This window comes from Acetivibrio cellulolyticus CD2 (assembly GCF_000179595.2).
Classification (GTDB): domain Bacteria; phylum Bacillota; class Clostridia; order Acetivibrionales; family Acetivibrionaceae; genus Acetivibrio; species Acetivibrio cellulolyticus.
This window is the reverse complement of sequence record NZ_JH556653.1, coordinates 1,683,144-1,704,718: the sequence shown is the minus strand read 5'-3', so window position 1 is coordinate 1,704,718 and position 21,575 is coordinate 1,683,144. Positions and strand designations below refer to the sequence as shown.

Genomic DNA, 21,575 nt, shown 5'->3' with positions numbered 1-21,575 from the left:
TAAAGGAGGATACAAGTATGCCATTAAAAGGTTATGGAGTATTGAAGTCCCAACCTATTTCCACTATGGTTGCAAGAGATTCTGCTCATCTGGAAATTCATACGGTGGATGAAGAAAAACACTATAGAATAGCTGTTAATGCAAGATCCCAGACAGTTCCGCCAGAACTGAGGTATATCATTTTTGACAGTTTCAAACACCCAATTACAAACAAGCTGCCGGGGCTCGATAATGGTTTTACGCTATTGCAAAACACGCCTCAGGGAGGTGGACTGGACTATATCAGAGGGAATCTTTTTGATTACCATGATATGAAGATAGCCCATCACATAGCAGGCTCTGATAATGAATTATTATATACTATTCAAAAATATGTAGATAATGCTGTTGGAACTAAAGATGCTGCAATATATGCTTTTGGGCAGAGCTGGGGACCGGAAAGTAAACGCGATCAGTACTTTGGTTTCAAACCAGGAGGCGGAATCCACGATATACATATGAACCAGGGGAACGCTGGAAGATGGATGAATGATAATGGTGTATGGCAGGACGGGGGAATGTTTATACATTTTCCGGCAGAGGACAGGTGGGTAGCTATATTTCTTGCATTTCAGTCTCAAAGCTTCCATACAGATGATAAAACAGGCCATCCTATTGAGGATGTTAGATGTCCGGAAGAAAACACGGTTATTATCGTTGCAGCATTGCTTAATCCTATTGCCGGTACTCAAAGTATAAGTATTCTCAATACTACTCCGGATGAAATTGACCTTTCAGGATGGGCTCTTGCGGATATAAACAAGAATAGGCTTTCATTGAGCGGGACCATTGGCACAGGTAACTTTATGACTATCCCTGTATCAAATACTAATTTTGATCTGCCAGATTCAGGCGGAATAATATCAATTCTTGACAGCTCCGGAATAAAAATTAATGGTGTCAAATATACAGCTGCTGAATATTCTGGTAATGGACGGACTTTTAAATTCTAAGTTTGGGGAGATTATATAATGGAATCTGATATGACAGGGCGAGGTTCTACATTACGTGTTCAGAAACTTTTAAAAGAATTATTGAATAGGGCTTTTTCGGATAGATCTGCTGAATGGTTTGAAGATAGTATGTTTCCTCCTGTTCGAAACGAAAACCGTTCCATAATTGAAAGGCGTGCATTAAGTTTCAAGCTAATGCTTGAGGCAATGGTTTCAAAAGAAAACTCAAAAACGACAAATACCTATCTCATAAAAGAGGGTGAACTTATCGTTGGCAATATTCCCATGGGCTCTGTGGGTTTTGGAAAGGTTTACCCCCAGTATCTCACGGAAGAAGAAAAAAGGCTTATTTCTGCTGCCAACCGTGATATGCAATCCACATTCGGACATAATATACCTGATCATAAAAAAGTGCTTACGAAAGGTCTCAATTGGCTGATCCGGTTTTGCACTGATAAAATAAATGAAACTTCAATCTGCAGTACAATTAGAGAATACAGAAAAGGTAGAAAAATTGAGTTTTACAATTCTGTTATCATATGCTGCAATGCAGTTATAAAATATGCGGAGGCCTTTGCAGATCTGGCAGATGAATATGCTGGTAAGGAAAAAGATGTTTCAAGGCAAATGGAATTAAAGGAAATTGCGAGAATATGCAGAAAGGTGCCTGCAAACCCCGCAGAAACCTTCCATGAAGCTATACAGAGTGTGTATTTTATACATCTGGCTTTGCACAGCACTTTAGATTATATCTCATTGGGAAGACTCGACCAGACCCTTGATCCGTACCTTAAGAAAGACCTGAGAAAAGGAATTATTACTGAAGATAAAGCTCTGGAGCTTTACGAGTGTCTGCTCATAAAATGTGCTGAAAGAATAAACACAAACCCTGCATACTTCTTGAAACAGGACCACTCTTCCTTTGGAGGAGTGTTTGGGGATAGTCCTGTATTCTTGGATCAGATAGCTTCTGCAAATAATTTTCTCCAGAATATCGTGTTAGGAGGTCTTACCAAAGAAGGAAAAGACGCTTCAAATTTAAGTACGTTTTTAATATTGCGCGCATCCGGCAATTTAGGGCTTCCTACTCCAATTATAAATATAAGATTAAATAAAGATAGTTCTCCTGAAATAATAAAGGAAACTGTAAGGTCTCTAAGGAATGGCAGAAACGGTATGCCGGCGGTGTTCAACGATGACATAATAGTAGAAGGTCTAAGAAAAAACGGAATACCGTTAAAAGACTGCCGTGATTATGGGGTTGATGGGTGTTGGGAACCAATATTAAATGCCAAATGTGATTGGGTTTTTGGAATGGTAAACTTTCTAACAATACTTGAGTGTAGTTTGAATGCAGGCTGTACCTTTACTACAGATCCAAGCCTTTTAAGAGGTGTAAAAATCAGCCATATAACCCAAAGTGCTGAGGAGATAAAGAATTTTAATGAGCTAATGGAAAATGTAAAGAGTAACATCCAGTTTTTTGTCGACAAGACAGCTATTCAGGCCTATTCTTTTTACAGTGTAGAGGGCTCTGTCAATCCCACTCCGTTCTTATCTTCTCTTCTTGGAGGTTGCCTTGAAGCAGGAATGGATAAGACCTGGGGTGGCACTGAATATCATATTTCAGGGCTTCTTGCCGTGGCGATGCCAAACTGTGCGAATGCTCTTGCAAATATAAAGAAATATGTATTTGAGGAAAGAAGATTTACCCTTACACAGGTAGTCGATGCTCTAAAAAATAATTTCAACGGCTATGAAGAAATGAAAAATACTTTCTGGAGTGATAATAATAAATTTGGAAACAACAGCAAGGAAGCTGATGAAATGATGAAGGAGTTATTGGACTATTTATATAATGCAGGAATTAATGCAAAGAGACTTTGTGACGAAACCTTTATAGCAATTCCACAAAAGGATTTTGAAAAAATTTGCAGCAATCGCACTATCTGCCATTATGAAGGTTTATCGATGCATGAAAAATACGGCAAAAGATTTAATATGATATTCAATCTGGGCTGCGGTACATTTGGCCAGTATACACTTATGGGTAAAAGTGCAGGAGCCTCGGCTGATGGCAGAGGCAGAGGTGAGCCTGTTGCAGCAAACCTATCACCAGTAACCGGAACTATGAGAAATGGAGTGGGAAATGCTATTGCTTCATTAAGAGACCTGGAGCTTGGTAGATTTCCGGCAGGTGCAGCCATTGACTTCTGCCTTGATGATACTGATGACGGGACTGATGAAGCATACTATGAAAATATTATAAGAGAATTCATTGGTGAAAACGGAAGTATTATGACTATAACCTTTGCAGATGCTGCTGAATTGGATAAAGCCTTCAATGTATGTGAAGCAGTGAGAAGCGGAGAAAAATCTGCGGAAGCATTACATCCATATGCACATATTGCGGTAAGAGTTGGCGGCTTTAATGCGCCGTTTGTTACAATACCCAGAGAACAGCAGTTGACTTATTTGAGCAGGATTACAAAATAATATTATGAGGAATTATTAATATGAGATATTTTGATATTTCATGGTGTTCAACTAAAGACGGCCCTGGTAGAAGGGTTGTTCTTTTTTTGCAGGGCTGTCCGTTATGCTGTACATGGTGTCATTCTCCCCATTCACAGTCAATAGGCGCTCCTGTGCTCTTTTTCAGAGAATACTGTACAGGCTGTGGAAAGTGCAGGGCTGTTTGCAAAGCGGGATGCTTTATAGTAAACGGCGAGAATCACTATTTTAATGAAACTAATTGTGTAAGATGCGGTAAATGTGTGCTTAATTGTAGTCATGGAGCTTTAGCATATAATTTGCGTGAGGGCACTCCTGAAGAAATTTTTAAAGAGATAAAGGCTGAGCTCATACTGCTAAGGAATATTGGTGGTATTACTTTGTCAGGCGGAGAGCCAATGCTGCAGTACCTTGAAGCTAAAGAACTTCTTAAACTGTGTAAAGGGATGGGAGCTCATACCGCTATAGAAACATCAGGCGCAGTAAATATTAAGTGTTTTGAGGAACTGCTTGAGTATGTTGATTGCTGGCTTTTTGGCTTAAAACAGACAGACGCTGAAAAATGCTGTGCTATGACGGGTGCAGACTTTAACAACATAGAGCAAAACTTGAACTTTCTTGCAAGTTTGGTGCCGGATAAAATAATTATAAGGACGCCGATAATTGAAGGGTTTACAGATGATATTTATAATATACAAAGAATATACGAAATAATGCTCTCACATTCTTTGAACACAATAGAGCTGCTTCCTTATAATCCTCATACCGGACACTATTATAAAGCAATGGGGAAGGACTTTGATGAACAAAAGTTCAAATTACCGTCAGAAGACATATTAAAGAATATAGTAAATATCCTAAAGCTTAAAGGTATTAATATAAAATTGCTTGTGTAGATTTATATTCTTAATATAGTATAGGTAATCTATACAAATCTTATCCTAGTTGTATACTTTTGCATTTTGCAGCGGTATAATTATAACAGATTGTATTTGGTGACTAACGGAAGTAATGCTTGTTTTTGGGAATCGAAGGAAAAATGTATTTTAGTATGGAATAATATATGGATTCACTTAATAGCTGAGAGGATGATTAACTATATGAATTACAGGATAAATCAAAAAAATAATGATAAACTATCCATACTTGGGTTTGGTTGTATGCGCTTTGCAAAATCTAAAGAGGAAGTAGAAAAGCAGATTATTCATGCTATAGAGAATGGTGTTAATTACTTTGATACTGCATATATATATATCCAAACAGTGAGGCTACATTGGGAAGTGTGCTTGCAAAAGGCTATCGTGATCGTGTTAAAATTTCAACAAAAATGCCACCCTATTTGATAAAAAAATATGAGGACTTCGATAAGATTTTTAATGTGCAGTTAGAGCGGCTGCAGACAGATCATATAGATTATTATTTTATGCATATGTTGACCGATCTTAACATATGGAACAGGCTTGTAAATCTCGGTGTTCAGAAATGGATAGAAGAAAAGAAACAAAAGGGCCAGATTGTTAATGCCGGTTTTTCGTACCATGGAGGCAAGGATGAATTCAAAAAAATAGTTGATGCGTATGACTGGGATTTTTGTATGATTCAGTACAATTATTTGGATGAAAACAATCAAGCGGGAAAAAGTGGGCTGCAATACGCTTCTGCTAAAGGTTTGCCTGTCATGATTATGGAACCTTTACGAGGTGGCAAGTTGGTGACAAACCTTCCAAAAGAAGTTTATAATGCATTCGAAAAGGCGCATGTTAAGCGTTCGCCAGCTGAATGGGCATTACGCTGGATATGGAATCACCCGGAAGTAACATTGGTATTATCAGGAATGAACTCTATGGAGATGGTAGACGAAAATATAAGGGTTGCATCGCAGGCTGAAGCTAATTCCTTTGCTGAAGAAGATTTTAAATTGTTTGAAAAGGTACGGAATATATTAATTGAAAAAATAAAAATTCCATGTACAGGCTGCAGCTATTGTATGCCATGTCCGAAGGGTGTAGACATTCCTACTTGCTTTTCCTGTTATAATGATCGGGAGATTGAAGGCAAAATGAAGGCACGTGTAAATTATATATCGCATACAAGTTTGAAGACACAGACCAATAATGCTTCACTATGCTCAAAGTGTGGGAAATGTGAAACACATTGTCCTCAAAATATAAAAATAAGAGATGAACTTTCAAAGGTTTCGAAGGCTATGGAAGGCTTTATCTATAAACCTTTAAGGGTTATAGTGAAACTGTTTATGAAAGTGTAAAATGTATTGTAATAGGAAATCTTACAGTGCTCAGGGCCTTAACCCCTCAAATAAATGGCTTTTGTTATATGGTTTTGGCCTAATAGTCTTGAAGTCAATGTTACAGTTGCTGCTAACAGCTAAATGGTATTTACCAGTGGTGGTCTTGATAATTGCTGTATTTAGTACATCTGTAAGAAAGCATGCAGAGCGTATTAGATACACATCTTGGCTCCTTTTTTCCAAAACAGCATATCCGTATTTTTGATTAGAGGCGCAAAATGAGACAATCTTTACATTGTCGATATTTCGTTTGTTCTTTAATTCTATCTTTATTCCTCTTGTGTTTCCCTTATTTATAAAAGACTCTATACCATCTTTTATTTCAGAATTACTGCTGCTTACAGTAATCTCGTTTTTAGAACAGGATGTAAATATAACAATGATTAAAGAAGAGATAAAAACGATGAGTACTCTTTGTATATTAATCATAAAAATCACTCCAACAATATTATTTCTGTGCATTATTACATGTGAATATTAATGCATTGTAACAACAAATTATTTTCTTATGTGTAAATATATCACATTGACTGAAGCATGGTCACCGAAAATTTACCGTAAATTTCAAGCACTGAATTTTTTCGGTATACCGAAAAAATTTTTGATGATCTTATAAAAAATTTGTCCAATTGCGTTACGATATAGATTAATTATCGTATATTATATACGTAAAAAGCGCGTGAGTTTATGTACATAAACCAAACTTCCAGGAAGGTGATAACTGAGAATGAAAACTGACGAAGAAATTATTAAAGACATATTGGCAGGAAATGAAGAAAGCTTTTCATTCCTTATAGATAAATACTATCCAAAGCTTATGACTTTTTGTATGAAGTTATTTATTACAAGAGAGGATGCCGAGGATATCATCCAGGAAGTTTTTATAAAAGTATATAAAAGCCTTTATAAATATAATAGCAACTGGGCTTTTAATACCTGGATATATAAGATTGCTGTAAATACTTTAAAAGACATTAGGAAAAGAAAAGTAATAAAAGCCACTGAGCTGAACATTGAAATATTTACAGAAAATAATGATTTTCAGGATGGGTGTATTGATTCCATACAAAATAAGGAGCTTGTCAGGTCAATTCTTGCTTCTATGGACCAGGACTTAAAAACCATGATGATTCTTCGATACTATCAGGAATTTTCATTTAAGGAAATTGGACTTATATTCAATATGTCTGCAGACGCAGTAAAAATGAAGATTTTCAGAGCAAGAGAGCGGTTATGCAAAGATTATTCTATAAAGTATTATGGGGGTGGTATTAATGAAATGCATATATGACATGGAATTTATATTTTTATATAATGATAATTCCTTAAGCCTTGAGGAAATGAAGAAATTTGAAGAGCATCTTGACTCATGCGAAAGATGCAGGGGGATTATATCAAGAGATAAATCTGTAATGGATTTTATTAAAAAGGAAGAAAGCATGGAAAATACAAGCTTTTCAAAGGCTAAATTAATGGATAGCATTCCTTTTGGAATGTATAGTAAAAATACTGTAAAATACCGTGTGCTTTCACTTTTTAATAAAGTAATTCCAAGTAAACCTACATTGGTAAAAGTAGCAGTAGCAGTTATAATGCTAGCGCTTATCCTGAATAATCAGGCTATAATTTCAAATATTTCGAACAAAGCGGACTCAATTTTGAATCATAAGGGCGTAGAAAATGCACAGACTCATGGTATATCCGGTGTTGAAAAGCCTCGTCTTACAGAAGGAAAGCTTTCTGCAAACGGTGTTGTCAGTAGAGACAGTACGAATGTTATGATTATTGGAGAGGATAAGCCTGGGGTATACGATACAATTGGTGTACTAAGTATCGATGAAAAGAGTAAAAATTTAAAAATTATAATGATATCGAGAGATGTTAATATTGATTACAGTTCTTACGTAGAAAACAAACTGTCAATTGATAGAGGTTTGGATATCTCAGAAGACACTACGATAAGCAGTGCACATAAAATTGCTTCGCAAATAGGGTATAAAGGAAAGTTCCAATCAGGTTCGGTAAGCTTTCTTTCAGATGTGATTAAAGAGAGGTTCGGTATAACTGTTGATCAATATGTTAAACTTGAATTTGATGGACTAAGCCAGATTGTAGACCTTTTTGGAGGTGTTGATATTGATATACCTTATGGTATGAACTACGATGACCCGGCCAAAGGCCTTTCAATTCACCTGAAAAAAGGTATGCAGCACTTAGACGGGAAAAATGCTGAATGTTTTGTAAGGTATAGTCTACGTTACCCTAGGTACGGGTCATCTTATAATAGTGAAAGAGACAACAATCAGGCAGCTTTTATAAAGGCATTCATAAAGCAGAAAGTAACAGCTTCCAATATCGATAAACTACCTCAATTATTTAATATCCTTGATAAAAATATGGAGCACAGCTTTGATATAAAAAACAGTTTGGAATTTTATATACAGTACCTGAAAGATTTAGCTTCAGATAGTTACACCATAGACACCTTAAGTATTACAGATGATGACTAAAGTTGGAGGTGATAGTGGTGAAACAGTCAAAAATGAGATATAAACTATTACTTTTGGCAGGTGTTTTAGGTATAATCGATTCACTGTTTGTAAGTGCAATAGTACCTAAAATATTCAATCTGGAGGTTTTGCTGCCAGGTATTACAGGACTAGCTTTTGTAGTATACGCAGTAATAAAACTTAAGAAGCCTGCATTCAGAATAATAAAGCATGACATCCTGCGAAGAATAGCAGCTTGTTTAACAGTGTTTTGTATTATATTTTTTATACTGATCGAAAGTATAATTGTTTTGGGTGGTGTGGACGAGTCAAACACTTCTGTTGACTATGTAGTTGTACTTGGAGCAGGTCTGGATAGCAGGGATAAACCTTCAGGGCCACTTCGGTTAAGGCTGGATAAATGTATAGACTATGTATCCAAAAATCCTTTCGTAAAGATTATTGTTTCCGGGGGACAGGGATTTGATGAGGAGGTCTCTGAGGCATTTGCAATGAAAGAATATCTGGTAAGCAACGGTGTAAATCAGAAGAATATAATAATGGAAGAACAGTCTACAAATACATTAGAGAATATAAAGAATACTAAGGCCTTGATTGAAAACTTACCTGACGAAAAAAGTAATAATGTGCTGATTGTAACAAATAGATTCCATTTATTTAGAGCTAAAATGCTGGCAGAAAGGTTTGGATTTAAAGCATATGGGATGCCATGCATAACACCTCTATACACAATACCCAATAACTATCTTAGAGAATTTTTTGCAGTAATAAAATCCTGGGTTTTTGATAAATAGATAGAAGGTGGGAAAAGTTCATTGTATTAGACAAAACAATATTGTTTTATATGACTATATCCGTGAGTGTTGGAATGGAAATGGATTGAAAAAATTGATGAAAAATGATACAATTAGTCAGTTATTTATGAATCAATTCTTGGAAATAACGATCCATAAATGCATTCATGAATTAATAGTATATGAGAATATTATTGTTAGGGGGGCACTAATTTGGAATGGTATTTGAAAGTTTTAAAGCAGTATGCTGATTTTAGTGGGAGGGCTAGACGCAAGGAATATTGGATGTTTTATTTGTTTAACTGTATTATAGCGTTTGTATTACTTATTCCTTTTGCGTTTATTAATGATACGAAAGTTATTTTGTTTATTGGTTTATATTTTATATATGCGTTAGGAGTGATGATTCCTTCAATTGCAGTTTTAGTTCGAAGACTTCATGATATTGATAAGTCAGGATGGTGGTATTTTATAAGTTTTGTACCGTTTATTGGTTCAATATGGTTATTAGTTCTACTTTGCACGGAAGGTACTAGAGGTAGGAACTCATATGGTCCTGATCCGAAGGAAACTGAAATAGTTGATATTAGTTTTTAAGTCGGTTATCACCATTCTTTCTGATTTTCACAAAGGGATATAAATTTTGCTAATTGCCAGAATTAACAGTTCTGGCTTTTTTGATGCCCAAATTACAAAGGGCAAACATCAATATTGGATAGCGTTCAAATTTTTATAGGTAATTATTATTACTTCGATCAGGAAGTGTATGTAGAACGCTGTCACTAATAATTATTTCTGAAGAAATTGAAAGAAAAGATATTTAAGGCGGAATAGAAATTCCGCCTTAAATAATAATTATATGTATAATCTTTTAACAGCCACAGCATTTTTTTGCAATAGGTCTATAAAATATACACTATTGGTTTAATGCAATATTAAATAACATGACATCTTGCATATTGATTTGACCGTCACTATTCAAATCACAACGTGAGTTGTATTTTGGATCACCGACAATGGTATTGAAGCTGACAGCAATAATCATAAGATCCGACATATTTAGATCCCCGTCTCCATTGATATCTTCTTTCTTAAAGAGCACATTAGGATCATAGGTTGCATATAGTTTTGGACTTTGTGGATTAAATGTATCGTAATTACTTATAAATAGGATTTTATCATCAGTTTTTACAATATTAAAGGAATAATTTTTAAACGGTAGAATATTATCTTTTATAGTCCATGTATCTTTATCAGGGTTATACTCTTCTATGATTGAATCACAGATACCTTTTTTTTCAGAATTTGAATAATATTTATCCTGGACAAACAAATATATTTTATTATTTAAAGAAATTGCCTGAAAATCAAATTTGGTATACTGCATATCCTTCTTTTGCAGCCAAGTATTATTCTGAGGGTCATATTCCCATACATAGTTAGAATAATCATAATTGTTGGACACTCTAGAAAAAGTTCCACCGAAAATGTAAATTTTATTGTTTGCAGCAGCTACTTTGAAATTTGAAGTTTCGAATGGAAACTCGGATACCTTGTTCAGTATATTCGTTTCGCTATTGTATTCAAATAATCCTTCGCCCATATCGAAAATATAAAGCTTTCCATTAACAACAGCAGAATCTACAAATCTATTAATATTACTAGTGGTTTTTAACTGCCACAAATTATCTGAAGGTGTGTATTCATATATGCATAATCCTTCACTAGTATTATCTGTAACATAAATCTTATTATTTATGGTATGTGCTTTTTTGTTAGAAAGTTGTTTGCCCATTAAGGTTTTAGTTGTCCATACTCCATCCTTGAAGGAAGATATTTCCTTGCTTTCGCATACTCGTCCTTCATTCTCAACATAGGTAATACCGCCAAATGCATATAAGGTACCATCATGGGTCGCATATGCAGCATTTAGCCTTCCACCTGTTTGAGAGGGCATAAGATTCCAGCTTGAAAAAGGATCAGCATTTTTCTGTATCTGTATTGGAATTGTTACTGTGCTTCCATCTATTTCAAGCGGAAAGTTTTCTGCAGAGGTCATTACAGCTCCAGTTCTGTTATCGATGATTCTGAAGCTTTTTAGAACACACTTCTTACCATCTGCCATTGTATCGGTTATTTGCAGATACCATTTCAAAGCAGGATTGCTTAGTTTTTGACAGTCTGTTAGGTCAAGAGCAATAGATGCATCGCAATTCGGATTGTCTGTACCGTCGAATGAACAATTTCCTCCTGGGGTGATACTTTGCTCCAAATACATAGAAGGTTTAGAATCATTGGAGTTTGAATATCCCATTTCTATATACAGCTGTTCTACACAATTATGGTTTACTGTAAACTCTGCTGTTAACTTGGGAGAATAATTTTCACGAACACTTATCCATTTGAATTGATTATCATCTATAGCACCTACTCTAGCTTTACTTGTAAAAGACTTAGACTGGCTTATATCAGGAACCGATGAAACTTTATTCAATGCATCGTATGAAAGATATATAAAGCCTTCATCAGCCCATTCGGGGCCCCAGGAGTTGGCGATTTTAAAAGCCCCTTTTTCCTGAATTTCTACTTTGTTATTCATGTTAATATCACACCAGACATCATCAGAATAACCTACTACGGTCATTTCATGATATGATAAACTATCAGTTCCATTTTGCATATAACAGTATTTTTTTCCGACAACAATTTCATTCTCTGGAGTATTTATATCATCAATATTATCAGCTATTGTATTCGGATCATCCTTTATTAGATCACCCGCAGAAATCGGTGTAATGTCCTTATCAGCCATCATTTTAGCCATTAGAGAATCTTTTGTATATATATAAGCAGGGTTATACTGCCATTGATCGATATAAGTGCCAAATGTAAGAACTTGACCTTCCCTCAATAATTTCTTAATTGATAAGAGATCAGGATCATCGGGACCTGAAATGGGTGTATCTGTTCCGTCACTGAAGTCTACATATCCTGTTTTGTCTATTCTGTAATTCATTGCATTTTTCCATTTGTCTAATTCTGTGGGACATTCAAGATAGCTTTTGGGATCCTTAGCATTACCAGAGTATGGGAGATCATTCCACGTCATGGCTCCGAAGGTTTTTAATGAAGGATAAGGAGCTTTACCTCTGAGTGTGGATGTTTTATTAACGATAGTAGAATTAAACTTGGGTGAGAATTTTTTCGTATCGGTGGGATCGTTTTTGGTATCCCATCCTTTTTGAAGGGCTACCATATGAGTCATTTGATAATATACCCCAGAGAATGCTTCACAAGTAGGTAAATCACCCTGATCTCGAATTGGTGGAAATGCCGGAAGCTGACTGTTGTCTACGAAATTATCGGGTGACTCTCCTGAAACAAATCCAGTAAAAAGTTGGGAAACCAAAACGGTTGATAAAACAATTGGTGCCAATTTTTTTAGTACACTGTTTTTAGTTGTTTTGTTTTGCATTACTTACTCCTCCTAATTATAAATTTGTTATGTATACTTTGTATAAAATAAAAATTTTCAAGTGTCGACAATATTTCCTAGATATACAATCAAATTTTACAACAAAGAGAAGTAAGTTAAAAGATGACCAAAGTAATAGTAATTTCTGGAAAAACGTTACCTTGGTCATAATTCTGTCTTTATTTAATTATCTGGTTTTTAATTTATTTTTTTGTACTCGGTAATTCTTAATGAAATAATTCCTATATTTGATACTTAATTTATAAATAGTAATTAGGTTGAATGCTGTAATGAGGTAATTAAGATGATACATTAATTACTTAACGTATTTTGATATAGGTACATTCAATTCTTTAACACTTTGAGAAACTATTTCTGCTATTTCTTTAGCTCCCGTTTCTGTAAAATGAGTATAATCTGTTCCGTTTGAAGATACCATATAAAACTTGTATACGGTATTATAATCGAGAGTTGCATAGTAATCCAAACTCTTTGTCATTAGGTCTATGATTGCGCAATTCTTTTCGTCGGCGACCTGCTTCATAGCAGTGCAATAATCAGGAAAATCATTTTTATACGTACCGTTATTATAATTAAGACGTGCAACAGGCGTAATTAATATTGGTATAGCACCTTTTTCACGTGCGCCGTCAATATACTTTGCAAGATATTCTTTATATGTAGTATATGGAGCAGCGTAGCGTTCCGGGTTGCTAATAGTTGCATCGTTATGACCGAATTGAATAAATAAATAGTCGTCTTTTTTAATTACATTGAGTATTTCATCCAACCTTCCATCAACTACAAAACTTTTAGAACTTCTTCCAGCAATAGCCTTATTGACAAAATAAACATCGGGAGTGAAATAATTGTATATCATTTGCCCCCAGCCTGCTTGTGGATAGTACGATGAGTTATAAGACTGGACAGTGGAATCACCTGCTAAATATACTGTGGGTATACCTTCAGAAGTAGGAGGAGCTGATGCAGCAGGTGTTGGAGTTGCTGAGTCAGTCGAAACAGGTTCGGAGGTTTGATATATTTTTAAATAATCCACATTCGGTCCGCCATTAGCAGTGGTTCCTGTTGCTCTGATAAAGTTTTGACCCTGGTTAAGACTCGCAACTATATATGTTTCAGACCAGGTAGTCCAGTTTGTAGTTGTACCAAAATCCATACTGCTTTTTACGATATTGCCGTTAACAGCTATAGACATTGGCCTGCTAACAGTAGTTCCGTTTGAATATCTGAAAACCAGTTTATATGAACCTGATGTAGGAGCGTTGACATTCCATTCAACATATGAGCCTACTTCATTATTATAGTTCACATATCCGCTTCCGCTATAACCTGTATTTGTTGTTTCAAGCACGCCATTGGTTATAGTTGCTTGTTCAGCCTCGTAAGTTCCGGAATCGGGAGTTGAAGTACTTATTGGAAACTTTGATATAATTCCAAGGATAAATTGTCTTATAAGAGCAAAATCTATTGAATTTATACTTCCGTCTCCATTGACATCTCCATTTGAGATAGAAACAGGGGTATCCATGCCCAAAATATACTTCCTAACGAGTGCAAAATCTATGGAATCCACATTGCCGTTCCCGTTAACGTCACCATAGATAATGCTTGGGGGAGTTGAGGTTGGTGTTGGTGTTGATGTAAATGTAGGTGTTATTACTGTGGGAGTGAAAAGATCTTTCAGATCATTATAAACAAGTCTCGCAAGTTCTGTAGCGCCTGCACGGTTAGGATGTAAAGTATCACTGGGCATAAAAAGCGCCAGAGTTGCATCGCTTCCAATAGATGTAAAATAACTGGAACTTAATACATTCAAATCACACAGCCTAACGCCCTGTTCTTTTGCTACTGCAATAGTAGTGTTCCTATACCATCTGTTTACAGCAGAATGTATACCTCCGCTAAAATCAGTTGCTCTTCCTTGAGGAGCAAGCAAAACCATAGTAGCGCCTTTGGCTTTAACCTGCGTAACCATATCAGCCATTATTTCTTTAAATTGAGCTTCAGTTGTATTGTTTTTTTCATTGGTGTCATTGATACCAAACTCCAGAATGAATATATCTCCAGGTTTGATATATTTCATTATTGCTTCAAATTGTCCATCGTCACGAAAACCTCTCGCACACTGACCGCTTGCAGCCATATTCCTTACTTGAAATGCGGTTGTATCAACATACTTTGGCATTAACTGTCCCCATCCGGCTTGTGTGCTTGTATCTAATGGATAGTAATTACATACTGTAGAGTCTCCTCCAATCCATAGTGTTCTGTTTGGAACAGGATTGTCAGAAATTTTTGTTATTTCAAGAGCACTAAGTGTAAATGCTGTACCAGCTTTACCTTCAGTTACAAGTATGTTTAACTGCCCATCAGTAATAGGAATTTGAAATTTATCTACAGCGTTATTTCCTGTCATATTTATAATCTGAAATACGCCTTCTGCTGCAACACTTGATCTTGATGTGTTTCCCAATGCAACTTTAACTTCGTACAGCCCATTGGAAAGATCAACATTAAATGTATTAGTACTTTTTACCCCATATGTAATGAATTGAACGGCATCGCTTAATTCACCACTTCCGGATGCTGTGACGTTTTTCATGTTTTCAGGTGTATTAAAACCGTATCCTAGAGTTTTACTGTAAGCAGTAGATGCACTAACACCTGTAAAACCGGATGCTACAGAATCTCCGCCAAAGTCAAATTTGTAGCTGGTTGCTGCTGCCGTAACATTTACTTTTGCAGTGCTGCTCAGTATAAGTGTAAAAATAAAGATTGCAGCCAGTGCTTTGGACATGTTTTTTATATTTAACATTATTGATAACCCCTCCCCTTAATAATTTATGTATATATTTAGTTTATCATTTAATATATACGGTTTAAATATTTTTTTATGGGATACAAATTTGTAAGTTTAGTAGAAATTTTTCAAAATTGAAAGTGGCGCCCCATTTTGAACTATAAGGGATTAAATTTAATGCCAATGTTGAGAATGTTGAATTTTCATATTTATTTCGATTTATTTAGTAGCTCTAGGGTCTTCACAAATTGAAGCGGCTTCGTTATGGAAGAGGTTTGCCTCCAATAGTTTTTGAGCCATTAAGGATAAAGTTTCGTTTTTCTGGACATTTTCATTTATTAAGTGTTTATATTCAGTTACATCACTAAATATTAAAACTTTTCCTATTGAGGCACCTCTTTCTTGTATTGGAATTACATTTATAAGAAAAAATATTGTCTTATTTAAATTTGGCCACTTAAACTCCAGTTCTCCTGTAAAGGGTTCATTTCCTGCTGATGCCAAACGATCTAAAACCAGAAGATTTTTCTCATCGATATAAACCTTTTTTCTAAGATATTCATTAAATTTTGCAATATTATTCTGTACTGATGGTTTATATTGAGGTAAAAATGAATGAAACGCTTTATTGGAATAGTTAATCTCGTTATTGGAGTCAATAGCCACAACTATTTGGGGGATTGCATCAAGAATACTTGTAATTGCGACTGGTAAAATGTTTAAAAAGCGGTATTTAAAAACGGCCACAAAAAAGATAAAGGATGAAAATGCAAAACCAATAGGAGTAAAATCCGTTCCAGGTCTGATTACTTTTGAAATATATAGTATATTTAAGACTGTTGGGAATAAAATGGATATTGCCAAAAAAGCATACTGGATCCTATACTTTTCGATGCTTTTAAATTGGGTAACTAATAGAAGAGTTATGGATGATATAAGATATAAATATGACACCACGGTGTGTATCCAGAAAATAAGTCCATAAGTTTTGGCTTCAAAAGCATAATCAGAAAAGAATAGACAATGGTATTGGTTAGTTAGTACTGCTATGTTAAAAGCAATTGGCAGTATAAATATTAGTACCAAAGATTTTTTCAAATATATAACTCTTTTCGTATACAGCAAGGTAAAGGTGAACCATGCAGCACCCATATAAATAATTGCAGAGTATTTTATCACTGTTGCAACCCATTTTTGTTCTTCATCAGTGCTGGCGTTTTCGAGTATTTGACCTAAAGTCCATATAGTAGAGATTACGTGACAAAAGATAAAGGAATAAAGGGTTGGACTTTTTTTCCCTCGCATGAAAGAAAACAATATCATTGATAAGGAAAAAACAATAGATATTGAGGGTAATATAAAATATAGCAAATTATAATTCATAATCTTCTCCCTATAAGATAGCAAATTTCTCAAATTACAGTCTCTATGACTATTTTATGGTAAATTTTTGATTTTGTAAATATTAACAGACAAAGTTTATGAAAAGTTTACTTATTTTTGCATAAAATTTTAAGAATTTTACAAGTTGTTACTTTGTAGAAATAAATTATACTTTTATTTATCCTGATTTTAGTGTATGATATAGTTATTGTAAAAGAAGGAATTTTGATGGAAACAATTCATATGAGCGTTATTTTAATTTGAGAATGTGGTCGTTGCGGTAAAAGACTATGTTATAAATAGTTATGCATTTTTAAATCTATAAAAGCGACAGTATTACTTTATACGCTAAAAGAAGAAAAGGAAAATTGGTATGGAAAACTCAGTTATAAAAACAAATAGAAAGAAAAATAACTTTTCCTTTGAAACCAGCATGTTTTCTAAATTGAAAACCGCTTTAAAAGAAAGGATATCACTAGGTTTTAGCATTCTTGTTATAATTTATATTTGTATTGGATGTTTACAGGCAGCTAGAATATTTTCTGTATATATTAGGGCTATATTAGGAATTTTCGAAATTGGACTCTCCATTTGCATTTCTTATCGTATGGGATATTTGGGAATGATTTTATGTGTAACAATGAATAGTATGGCAGCTGCCAGCATGCTAAAGCTTTCAAACGATGTAGCAATACTTATAGAGCAAGAAACAAAGGTATCAGCTGAGAAATTAAATTTGATTACGCAAAATACTGCGGGTTTGCTTTTTTCAATATCAGCCACCAGAGTTGCTCTTATAATTGCATGTATAATTGTTTCCTATATTTCTGAGAACGGTAAAAAGAATATAGAAAGGTTGGAATTCATTGCTAATATAGATGGCGTAACAGGTCTATTTAATCACAGATATTTTCAAACAAGGCTTGATGAAGAAATAGTAAAAGCTTATGATGCAAACTCTTCTTTAGGAATGATAATGATCGATTTAGATAACTTCAAAAAGTACAATGACATTTATGGGCATAAATCCGGGGATTTGTTGTTAGCTAAAACCTCGCAAGTATTTATGGATGAAACAAGAGAGCAAGATATTGTTTGCAGATATGGGGGGGATGAGTTTGCCATATTACTGCCTGATTCTGATTCAGAGAGTACTTTATTAGTGATTGAAAGAATAAGAAACGCTTTTGAAAAAATGACTGATTTTGATGAATTCTGCTCATTACCGGATAAAGTTACGTTGTCGGCAGGATATTCCATATACCCTGATCTTGCTAAAAATAAGGATGATTTAATTGAGCAGGCAGATACTGCTCTCTATCAGGCGAAAAATATGGGGAGAAATAATGTACAGCTTTATAAAGATATTTTTGAAGATATTAAGTTTTTTTTCGATTCAGATGAGCAATTGTTTGGAGGGTTAAAGGTTCTTTTAGGGACGGTATCTGCTAAAGACAAATATACACTAGGTCATTCCGAGCGCGTTATGGATTATGCAGTAATGATAGGTAGGGAGATGGGGTTTAGCAGTGAAAAAATCAGGCTTCTCAAAATAGCAGCCTTGCTACACGATATAGGAAAGGTTGAAATTCCTGAATCTGTGCTCAATAAGAGTGAGCCGTTAAATGCAGATGATCTGAATTTACTTCATAAGCATCCAAGTTATAGTGTTGATATACTAGAGCCTCTATCAAGCATTGAACTGTTAATAGATTCAATAAAACACCATCATGAGAGATTTGATGGAAATGGTTATCCGTGTGGGCTTAAGGGGAATGATATACCACTTGAAGCAAGAATTCTATGTGTAGCAGATTCGTTTGATGCGATGTTGTCTGACAGACCATATAGAAGAGGCATGAAAATTGATGAGGTTATAGAGGAATTGGAAAAGAATTCTGGGACGCAGTTTGACCCTTATACGGTGCAAGCATTTATAAGCACGCTTAGTTCTAATTTGCCACTAAGCTACAGATGAATAATGAAAATTCTGAATAGGTAAAGCTTGCAGTTATAGTAAACATAGTAGCAGTAAAAATGCAACTAACCGGTAAATTATGTCTTGAAAAATCCTGTTTTTAGTGTATGATATAGATATTGTGAAATAAGTGTTATAAGGGGTTTTTGTGGTCTCGAATTTGAAAGACAGCGTGACCATTGCAAAAAATATAGCATATTGGACACTAGTCTACTTTTTACTCTTTTAATTTATTAAGAATAATAATTAGCATATAAAGTCAAAAAATATAAGGATGCTTGAGATGAAAAGTACAGCTATTAAGACAGATAAAAAATTAAAAGATTTGCAATATGGGACAAGTATATACCCCAAATTGTTAGCTGCTGCAAAAGAAAGGATATCTCTACGTTTCATTATCATTGTTATAATATATGCCGGCATAGAAATAGCACAGGCGTCTGGGCTTTTTACTATTAAAATTAGGGCTTTAATGGGAGTTATAGAAATTGGCCTTTCGATTTTTCTTTCTTACAACTTGGGATATTTAGGAATGATAATATGCGTAATATCCAATGCTATAGCTACGATTAAGATGTTGTTTCTAGCAAATCAAGTAACTCTGAAAGTGTTTAGGGTAAGAGGGGAATTATCTCTATACATGTATTACTTTCCGGATTTTGAGGATATAGCAAAGATAACAGAGAGTGCTCCGGGGTTGCTTTTTTGCTTAGCAGCTACTAGAATTGCTCTTATAGTAGCATGCATTATGGTGGGTTATACATCCGAACAGGGAAGGAAGAACATAAAAAGGCTGGAATGGCTTGCAAATATAGATGGTGTAACGGGAGTATTCAATCATAGATATTTTCAAACAAAGCTTGAAGAGGAGATAACAAAAGCTGATAATTCAGGCAGTACTTTAGGAATGCTAATGATTGATTTGGATAACTTTAAAAGGTTTAATGACAATTATGGTCATAAAGCGGGGGATATACTTTTAGCTAAAACCTCGGAAATATTTATGGATCAAACAGGGGATCAGGATATTGTTTGCAGATATGGGGGAGATGAGTTTGTAATATTATTGCCCGATGCAAACTCAGAAAGAATATTAACAGTAATTGAACATATAAGAAAAGCTTTTGATAAATTGACTAATTCAGAAGAAGTTTTTGCAATACCAGATAAAGTTACGTTATCAGCAGGATATTCTATATATCCTGAGCTTGCTGAAAGCAAGGATGATTTGATTATGCAGGCAGATAGCGCTCTTTATCGGGCAAAAAATATGGGAAGAAATAATGTGAAGCTTTATAGAGATATTTTTGGAGAAATTAAGTATTTTTTCGACTCGGATGAGAAATTATTCGGTGGATTAAGAGCTCTTTTAGGAACAGTTTCTGCAAAAGACAGGTATACATTGGGACATTCGGAGCGTGTTATGGATTATGGAGTAATGATTGCCAAGGCAATGGGGCTTGGCGGGGAGCGCATCAGGCTTATTAAAATAGCTGCTTTATTGCATGATATTGGCAAGGTGGAAATACCGGAAAATGTGCTGAATAAAAGTGAGCCATTGACTGAAGAGGACATAAATATGCTTCATAAGCATCCGAGTTATAGCGTTGATATATTGGAGCCTCTGTCGAGCATTGAATTGTTAATAGATTCAATAAAACATCATCATGAGAGGTTTGATGGAAAAGGTTATCCTTGTGGGCTTAAGGGAAATGATATACCGCTTGAAGCAAGAATTCTATGTGTAGCAGATTCGTTTGATGCGATGTTGTCTGACAGACCATATAGGAAAGGCATGGAAATTAGTGAAGTTATAGCTGAACTGGAAAAGAATTCAGGAACACAATTTGATCCTTGTATTGTGCAAGCTTTTTTAAGTGCTATTAATGTTAATTGTGTCGTTAAATCAAAAATAAATAATGAGAAAGAACAATTAATAGTATGATAAGAATAAATAAAGAGTCCCGAGATGTCATAGCAGTTTTCAAAAGAAAGAAAGTATAAAGAAAAGGTGTTTTGGAGGTGGCTGAACGGGTCTTCACTTGGCAGTAAAAAGAAGGGGAATTTTGTGCTGGATGAGGTTGGAAGCGCTAAGTTATTTGTAGATGATTCAAAGGCACCATTTATATTTATTGAAACAAATTCAGAGTTTATTATATTGAATGTAGAAAACTCAGATCAGACAAAAGAGTTGTATAAGGATTTGTTGGCTGAATGGAAATAAAGAAATGAATAAGCGTTAAGGACTGGATTTTCTAGAATCACTAAAGTGACAATTCTGGAGGATCCAGTTTTTTGATGGAAAATATTTCTTAGAATATATTGACAATTTCAAATTACAGGCGTAAACTGAAATTGATTACACGTGTAAACAGAGAATTTTAAGGAATGCCCAAAATATAAATTCGGCTATTCCTAATTATGAAAGGAGGATTAACATGAATAGATTTCTTGTACTAACGCTGATTATTTCAATTATGTTTTCTATGCCAGTCATAACAAATGCACAGCAAGATATTTATTACGTTAAAGCAAATAAAGCCAAAGTTATGGATAAGGCCATTAATAAGACAGGGCATTTTGAACAAGAAAATAGACGAGTTGATATTATAGATTGGATTACCGAAGAAATTACAGATTATGTGTATGATAAAATTATGGATTTTATTGAAACGATCAAGCCGGATAAATGTATAAGAAAAGATAAGAAAAGTTATAGAAGTTGACAATCCTGGTAGATAGATGTAAACTGGTAATAATTATAGTTTACGTATGTAAACATGGATCCAGGAGGCTAGTA

General features: G+C 34.7%; 17 protein-coding genes. 13 read left to right on the top strand and 4 right to left on the bottom strand.

Annotation, left to right across the window (positions count from 1 at the left end; translation table 11 throughout):
- The first annotated feature begins 17 nt into the window (after positions 1–17).
- From ACECE_RS0209530 to ACECE_RS27090, 5 genes are all read left to right on the top strand, one after another.
- On the top strand, positions 18–992 hold the full coding sequence (locus tag ACECE_RS0209530; RefSeq protein ID WP_010680981.1) for a DUF2278 family protein: 975 nt from the start codon (positions 18–20) through the stop codon (positions 990–992).
- Between the two features lie 18 nt (positions 993–1,010).
- The gene (locus ACECE_RS0209525) at positions 1,011–3,488 is read left to right on the top strand and encodes a pyruvate formate lyase family protein (protein ID WP_010680980.1); all 2,478 of its coding nucleotides are present in this window, start codon (positions 1,011–1,013) and stop codon (positions 3,486–3,488) included.
- Positions 3,489–3,508: 20 nt separating this feature from the next.
- On the top strand, positions 3,509–4,402 hold the full coding sequence (locus ACECE_RS0209520; RefSeq protein WP_010680979.1) for a glycyl-radical enzyme activating protein: 894 nt from the start codon (positions 3,509–3,511) through the stop codon (positions 4,400–4,402).
- A 204-nt stretch (positions 4,403–4,606) separates the two neighbouring features.
- The gene (locus ACECE_RS32580) at positions 4,607–4,849 is read left to right on the top strand and encodes a hypothetical protein (RefSeq protein WP_456049010.1); all 243 of its coding nucleotides are present in this window, start codon (positions 4,607–4,609) and stop codon (positions 4,847–4,849) included.
- Positions 4,789–5,772 carry an aldo/keto reductase gene (locus tag ACECE_RS27090; RefSeq protein ID WP_328285606.1) on the top strand — a complete coding sequence of 328 codons (984 nt, stop codon included), beginning with the start codon at positions 4,789–4,791 and terminating at the stop codon, positions 5,770–5,772. Before ACECE_RS32580 ends, ACECE_RS27090 begins: the two co-directional genes overlap by 61 nt.
- 30 nt (positions 5,773–5,802) lie before the next feature.
- Here the strand turns inward: ACECE_RS27090 and ACECE_RS0209510 are convergent, their stop codons facing one another.
- The gene (locus ACECE_RS0209510; protein ID WP_010680978.1) at positions 5,803–6,243 is read right to left on the bottom strand and encodes a hypothetical protein; all 441 of its coding nucleotides are present in this window, start codon (positions 6,241–6,243) and stop codon (positions 5,803–5,805) included.
- A 298-nt stretch (positions 6,244–6,541) separates the two neighbouring features.
- On the opposite strand from ACECE_RS0209510, the gene ACECE_RS27085 reads away from it, so the two are divergent.
- The 4 genes from ACECE_RS27085 to ACECE_RS0209490 all read left to right on the top strand — a co-directional run bounded on the left by ACECE_RS27085 (position 6,542) and on the right by ACECE_RS0209490 (position 9,715).
- Positions 6,542–7,105, top strand: coding sequence for an RNA polymerase sigma factor (locus tag ACECE_RS27085; RefSeq protein ID WP_010680977.1), 564 nt, complete (start codon positions 6,542–6,544; stop codon positions 7,103–7,105).
- The gene (locus tag ACECE_RS27080; RefSeq protein WP_010680976.1) at positions 7,089–8,324 is read left to right on the top strand and encodes an LCP family glycopolymer transferase; all 1,236 of its coding nucleotides are present in this window, start codon (positions 7,089–7,091) and stop codon (positions 8,322–8,324) included. Before ACECE_RS27085 ends, ACECE_RS27080 begins: the two co-directional genes overlap by 17 nt.
- Positions 8,325–8,356: 32 nt before the next feature.
- Positions 8,357–9,118 (top strand): YdcF family protein, encoded by a 762-nt coding sequence (locus ACECE_RS0209495; protein ID WP_162862511.1) that lies wholly within the window; start codon positions 8,357–8,359, stop codon positions 9,116–9,118.
- Between the two features lie 213 nt (positions 9,119–9,331).
- Positions 9,332–9,715, top strand: a complete 384-nt coding sequence (locus ACECE_RS0209490; RefSeq protein ID WP_010680974.1) for a DUF805 domain-containing protein — start codon at positions 9,332–9,334, stop codon at positions 9,713–9,715.
- 319 nt (positions 9,716–10,034) lie between these two features.
- Here the strand turns inward: ACECE_RS0209490 and ACECE_RS0209485 are convergent, their stop codons facing one another.
- The 3 genes from ACECE_RS0209485 to ACECE_RS0209475 form a co-directional block, all read right to left on the bottom strand.
- Positions 10,035–12,593: a dockerin type I domain-containing protein gene (locus ACECE_RS0209485; protein WP_010680973.1), complete on the bottom strand. Its 2,559-nt coding sequence runs from the start codon at positions 12,591–12,593 to the stop codon at positions 10,035–10,037.
- A gap of 316 nt (positions 12,594–12,909) precedes the next feature.
- Positions 12,910–15,429: an SGNH/GDSL hydrolase family protein gene (locus ACECE_RS0209480; RefSeq protein WP_010680972.1), complete on the bottom strand. Its 2,520-nt coding sequence runs from the start codon at positions 15,427–15,429 to the stop codon at positions 12,910–12,912.
- A 204-nt stretch (positions 15,430–15,633) separates the two neighbouring features.
- The gene (locus ACECE_RS0209475; RefSeq protein ID WP_010680971.1) at positions 15,634–16,797 is read right to left on the bottom strand and encodes a histidine kinase N-terminal 7TM domain-containing protein; all 1,164 of its coding nucleotides are present in this window, start codon (positions 16,795–16,797) and stop codon (positions 15,634–15,636) included.
- 373 nt (positions 16,798–17,170) lie between these two features.
- Between ACECE_RS0209475 and ACECE_RS0209470 the strand changes: the two genes are divergently transcribed.
- From ACECE_RS0209470 to ACECE_RS0209455, 4 genes are all read left to right on the top strand, one after another.
- Positions 17,171–18,775 (top strand): bifunctional diguanylate cyclase/phosphohydrolase, encoded by a 1,605-nt coding sequence (locus ACECE_RS0209470; protein ID WP_010680970.1) that lies wholly within the window; start codon positions 17,171–17,173, stop codon positions 18,773–18,775.
- 283 nt (positions 18,776–19,058) lie between these two features.
- Positions 19,059–20,720, top strand: coding sequence for a bifunctional diguanylate cyclase/phosphohydrolase (locus ACECE_RS0209465; RefSeq protein WP_010680969.1), 1,662 nt, complete (start codon positions 19,059–19,061; stop codon positions 20,718–20,720).
- Between the two features lie 123 nt (positions 20,721–20,843).
- Complete coding sequence (locus ACECE_RS31035; protein WP_010680968.1) at positions 20,844–20,999, top strand: hypothetical protein; 156 nt, start codon at positions 20,844–20,846, stop codon at positions 20,997–20,999.
- Between the two features lie 214 nt (positions 21,000–21,213).
- Positions 21,214–21,501, top strand: coding sequence for a hypothetical protein (locus ACECE_RS0209455; RefSeq protein ID WP_010680967.1), 288 nt, complete (start codon positions 21,214–21,216; stop codon positions 21,499–21,501).
- Positions 21,502–21,575: the final 74 nt, after the last annotated feature.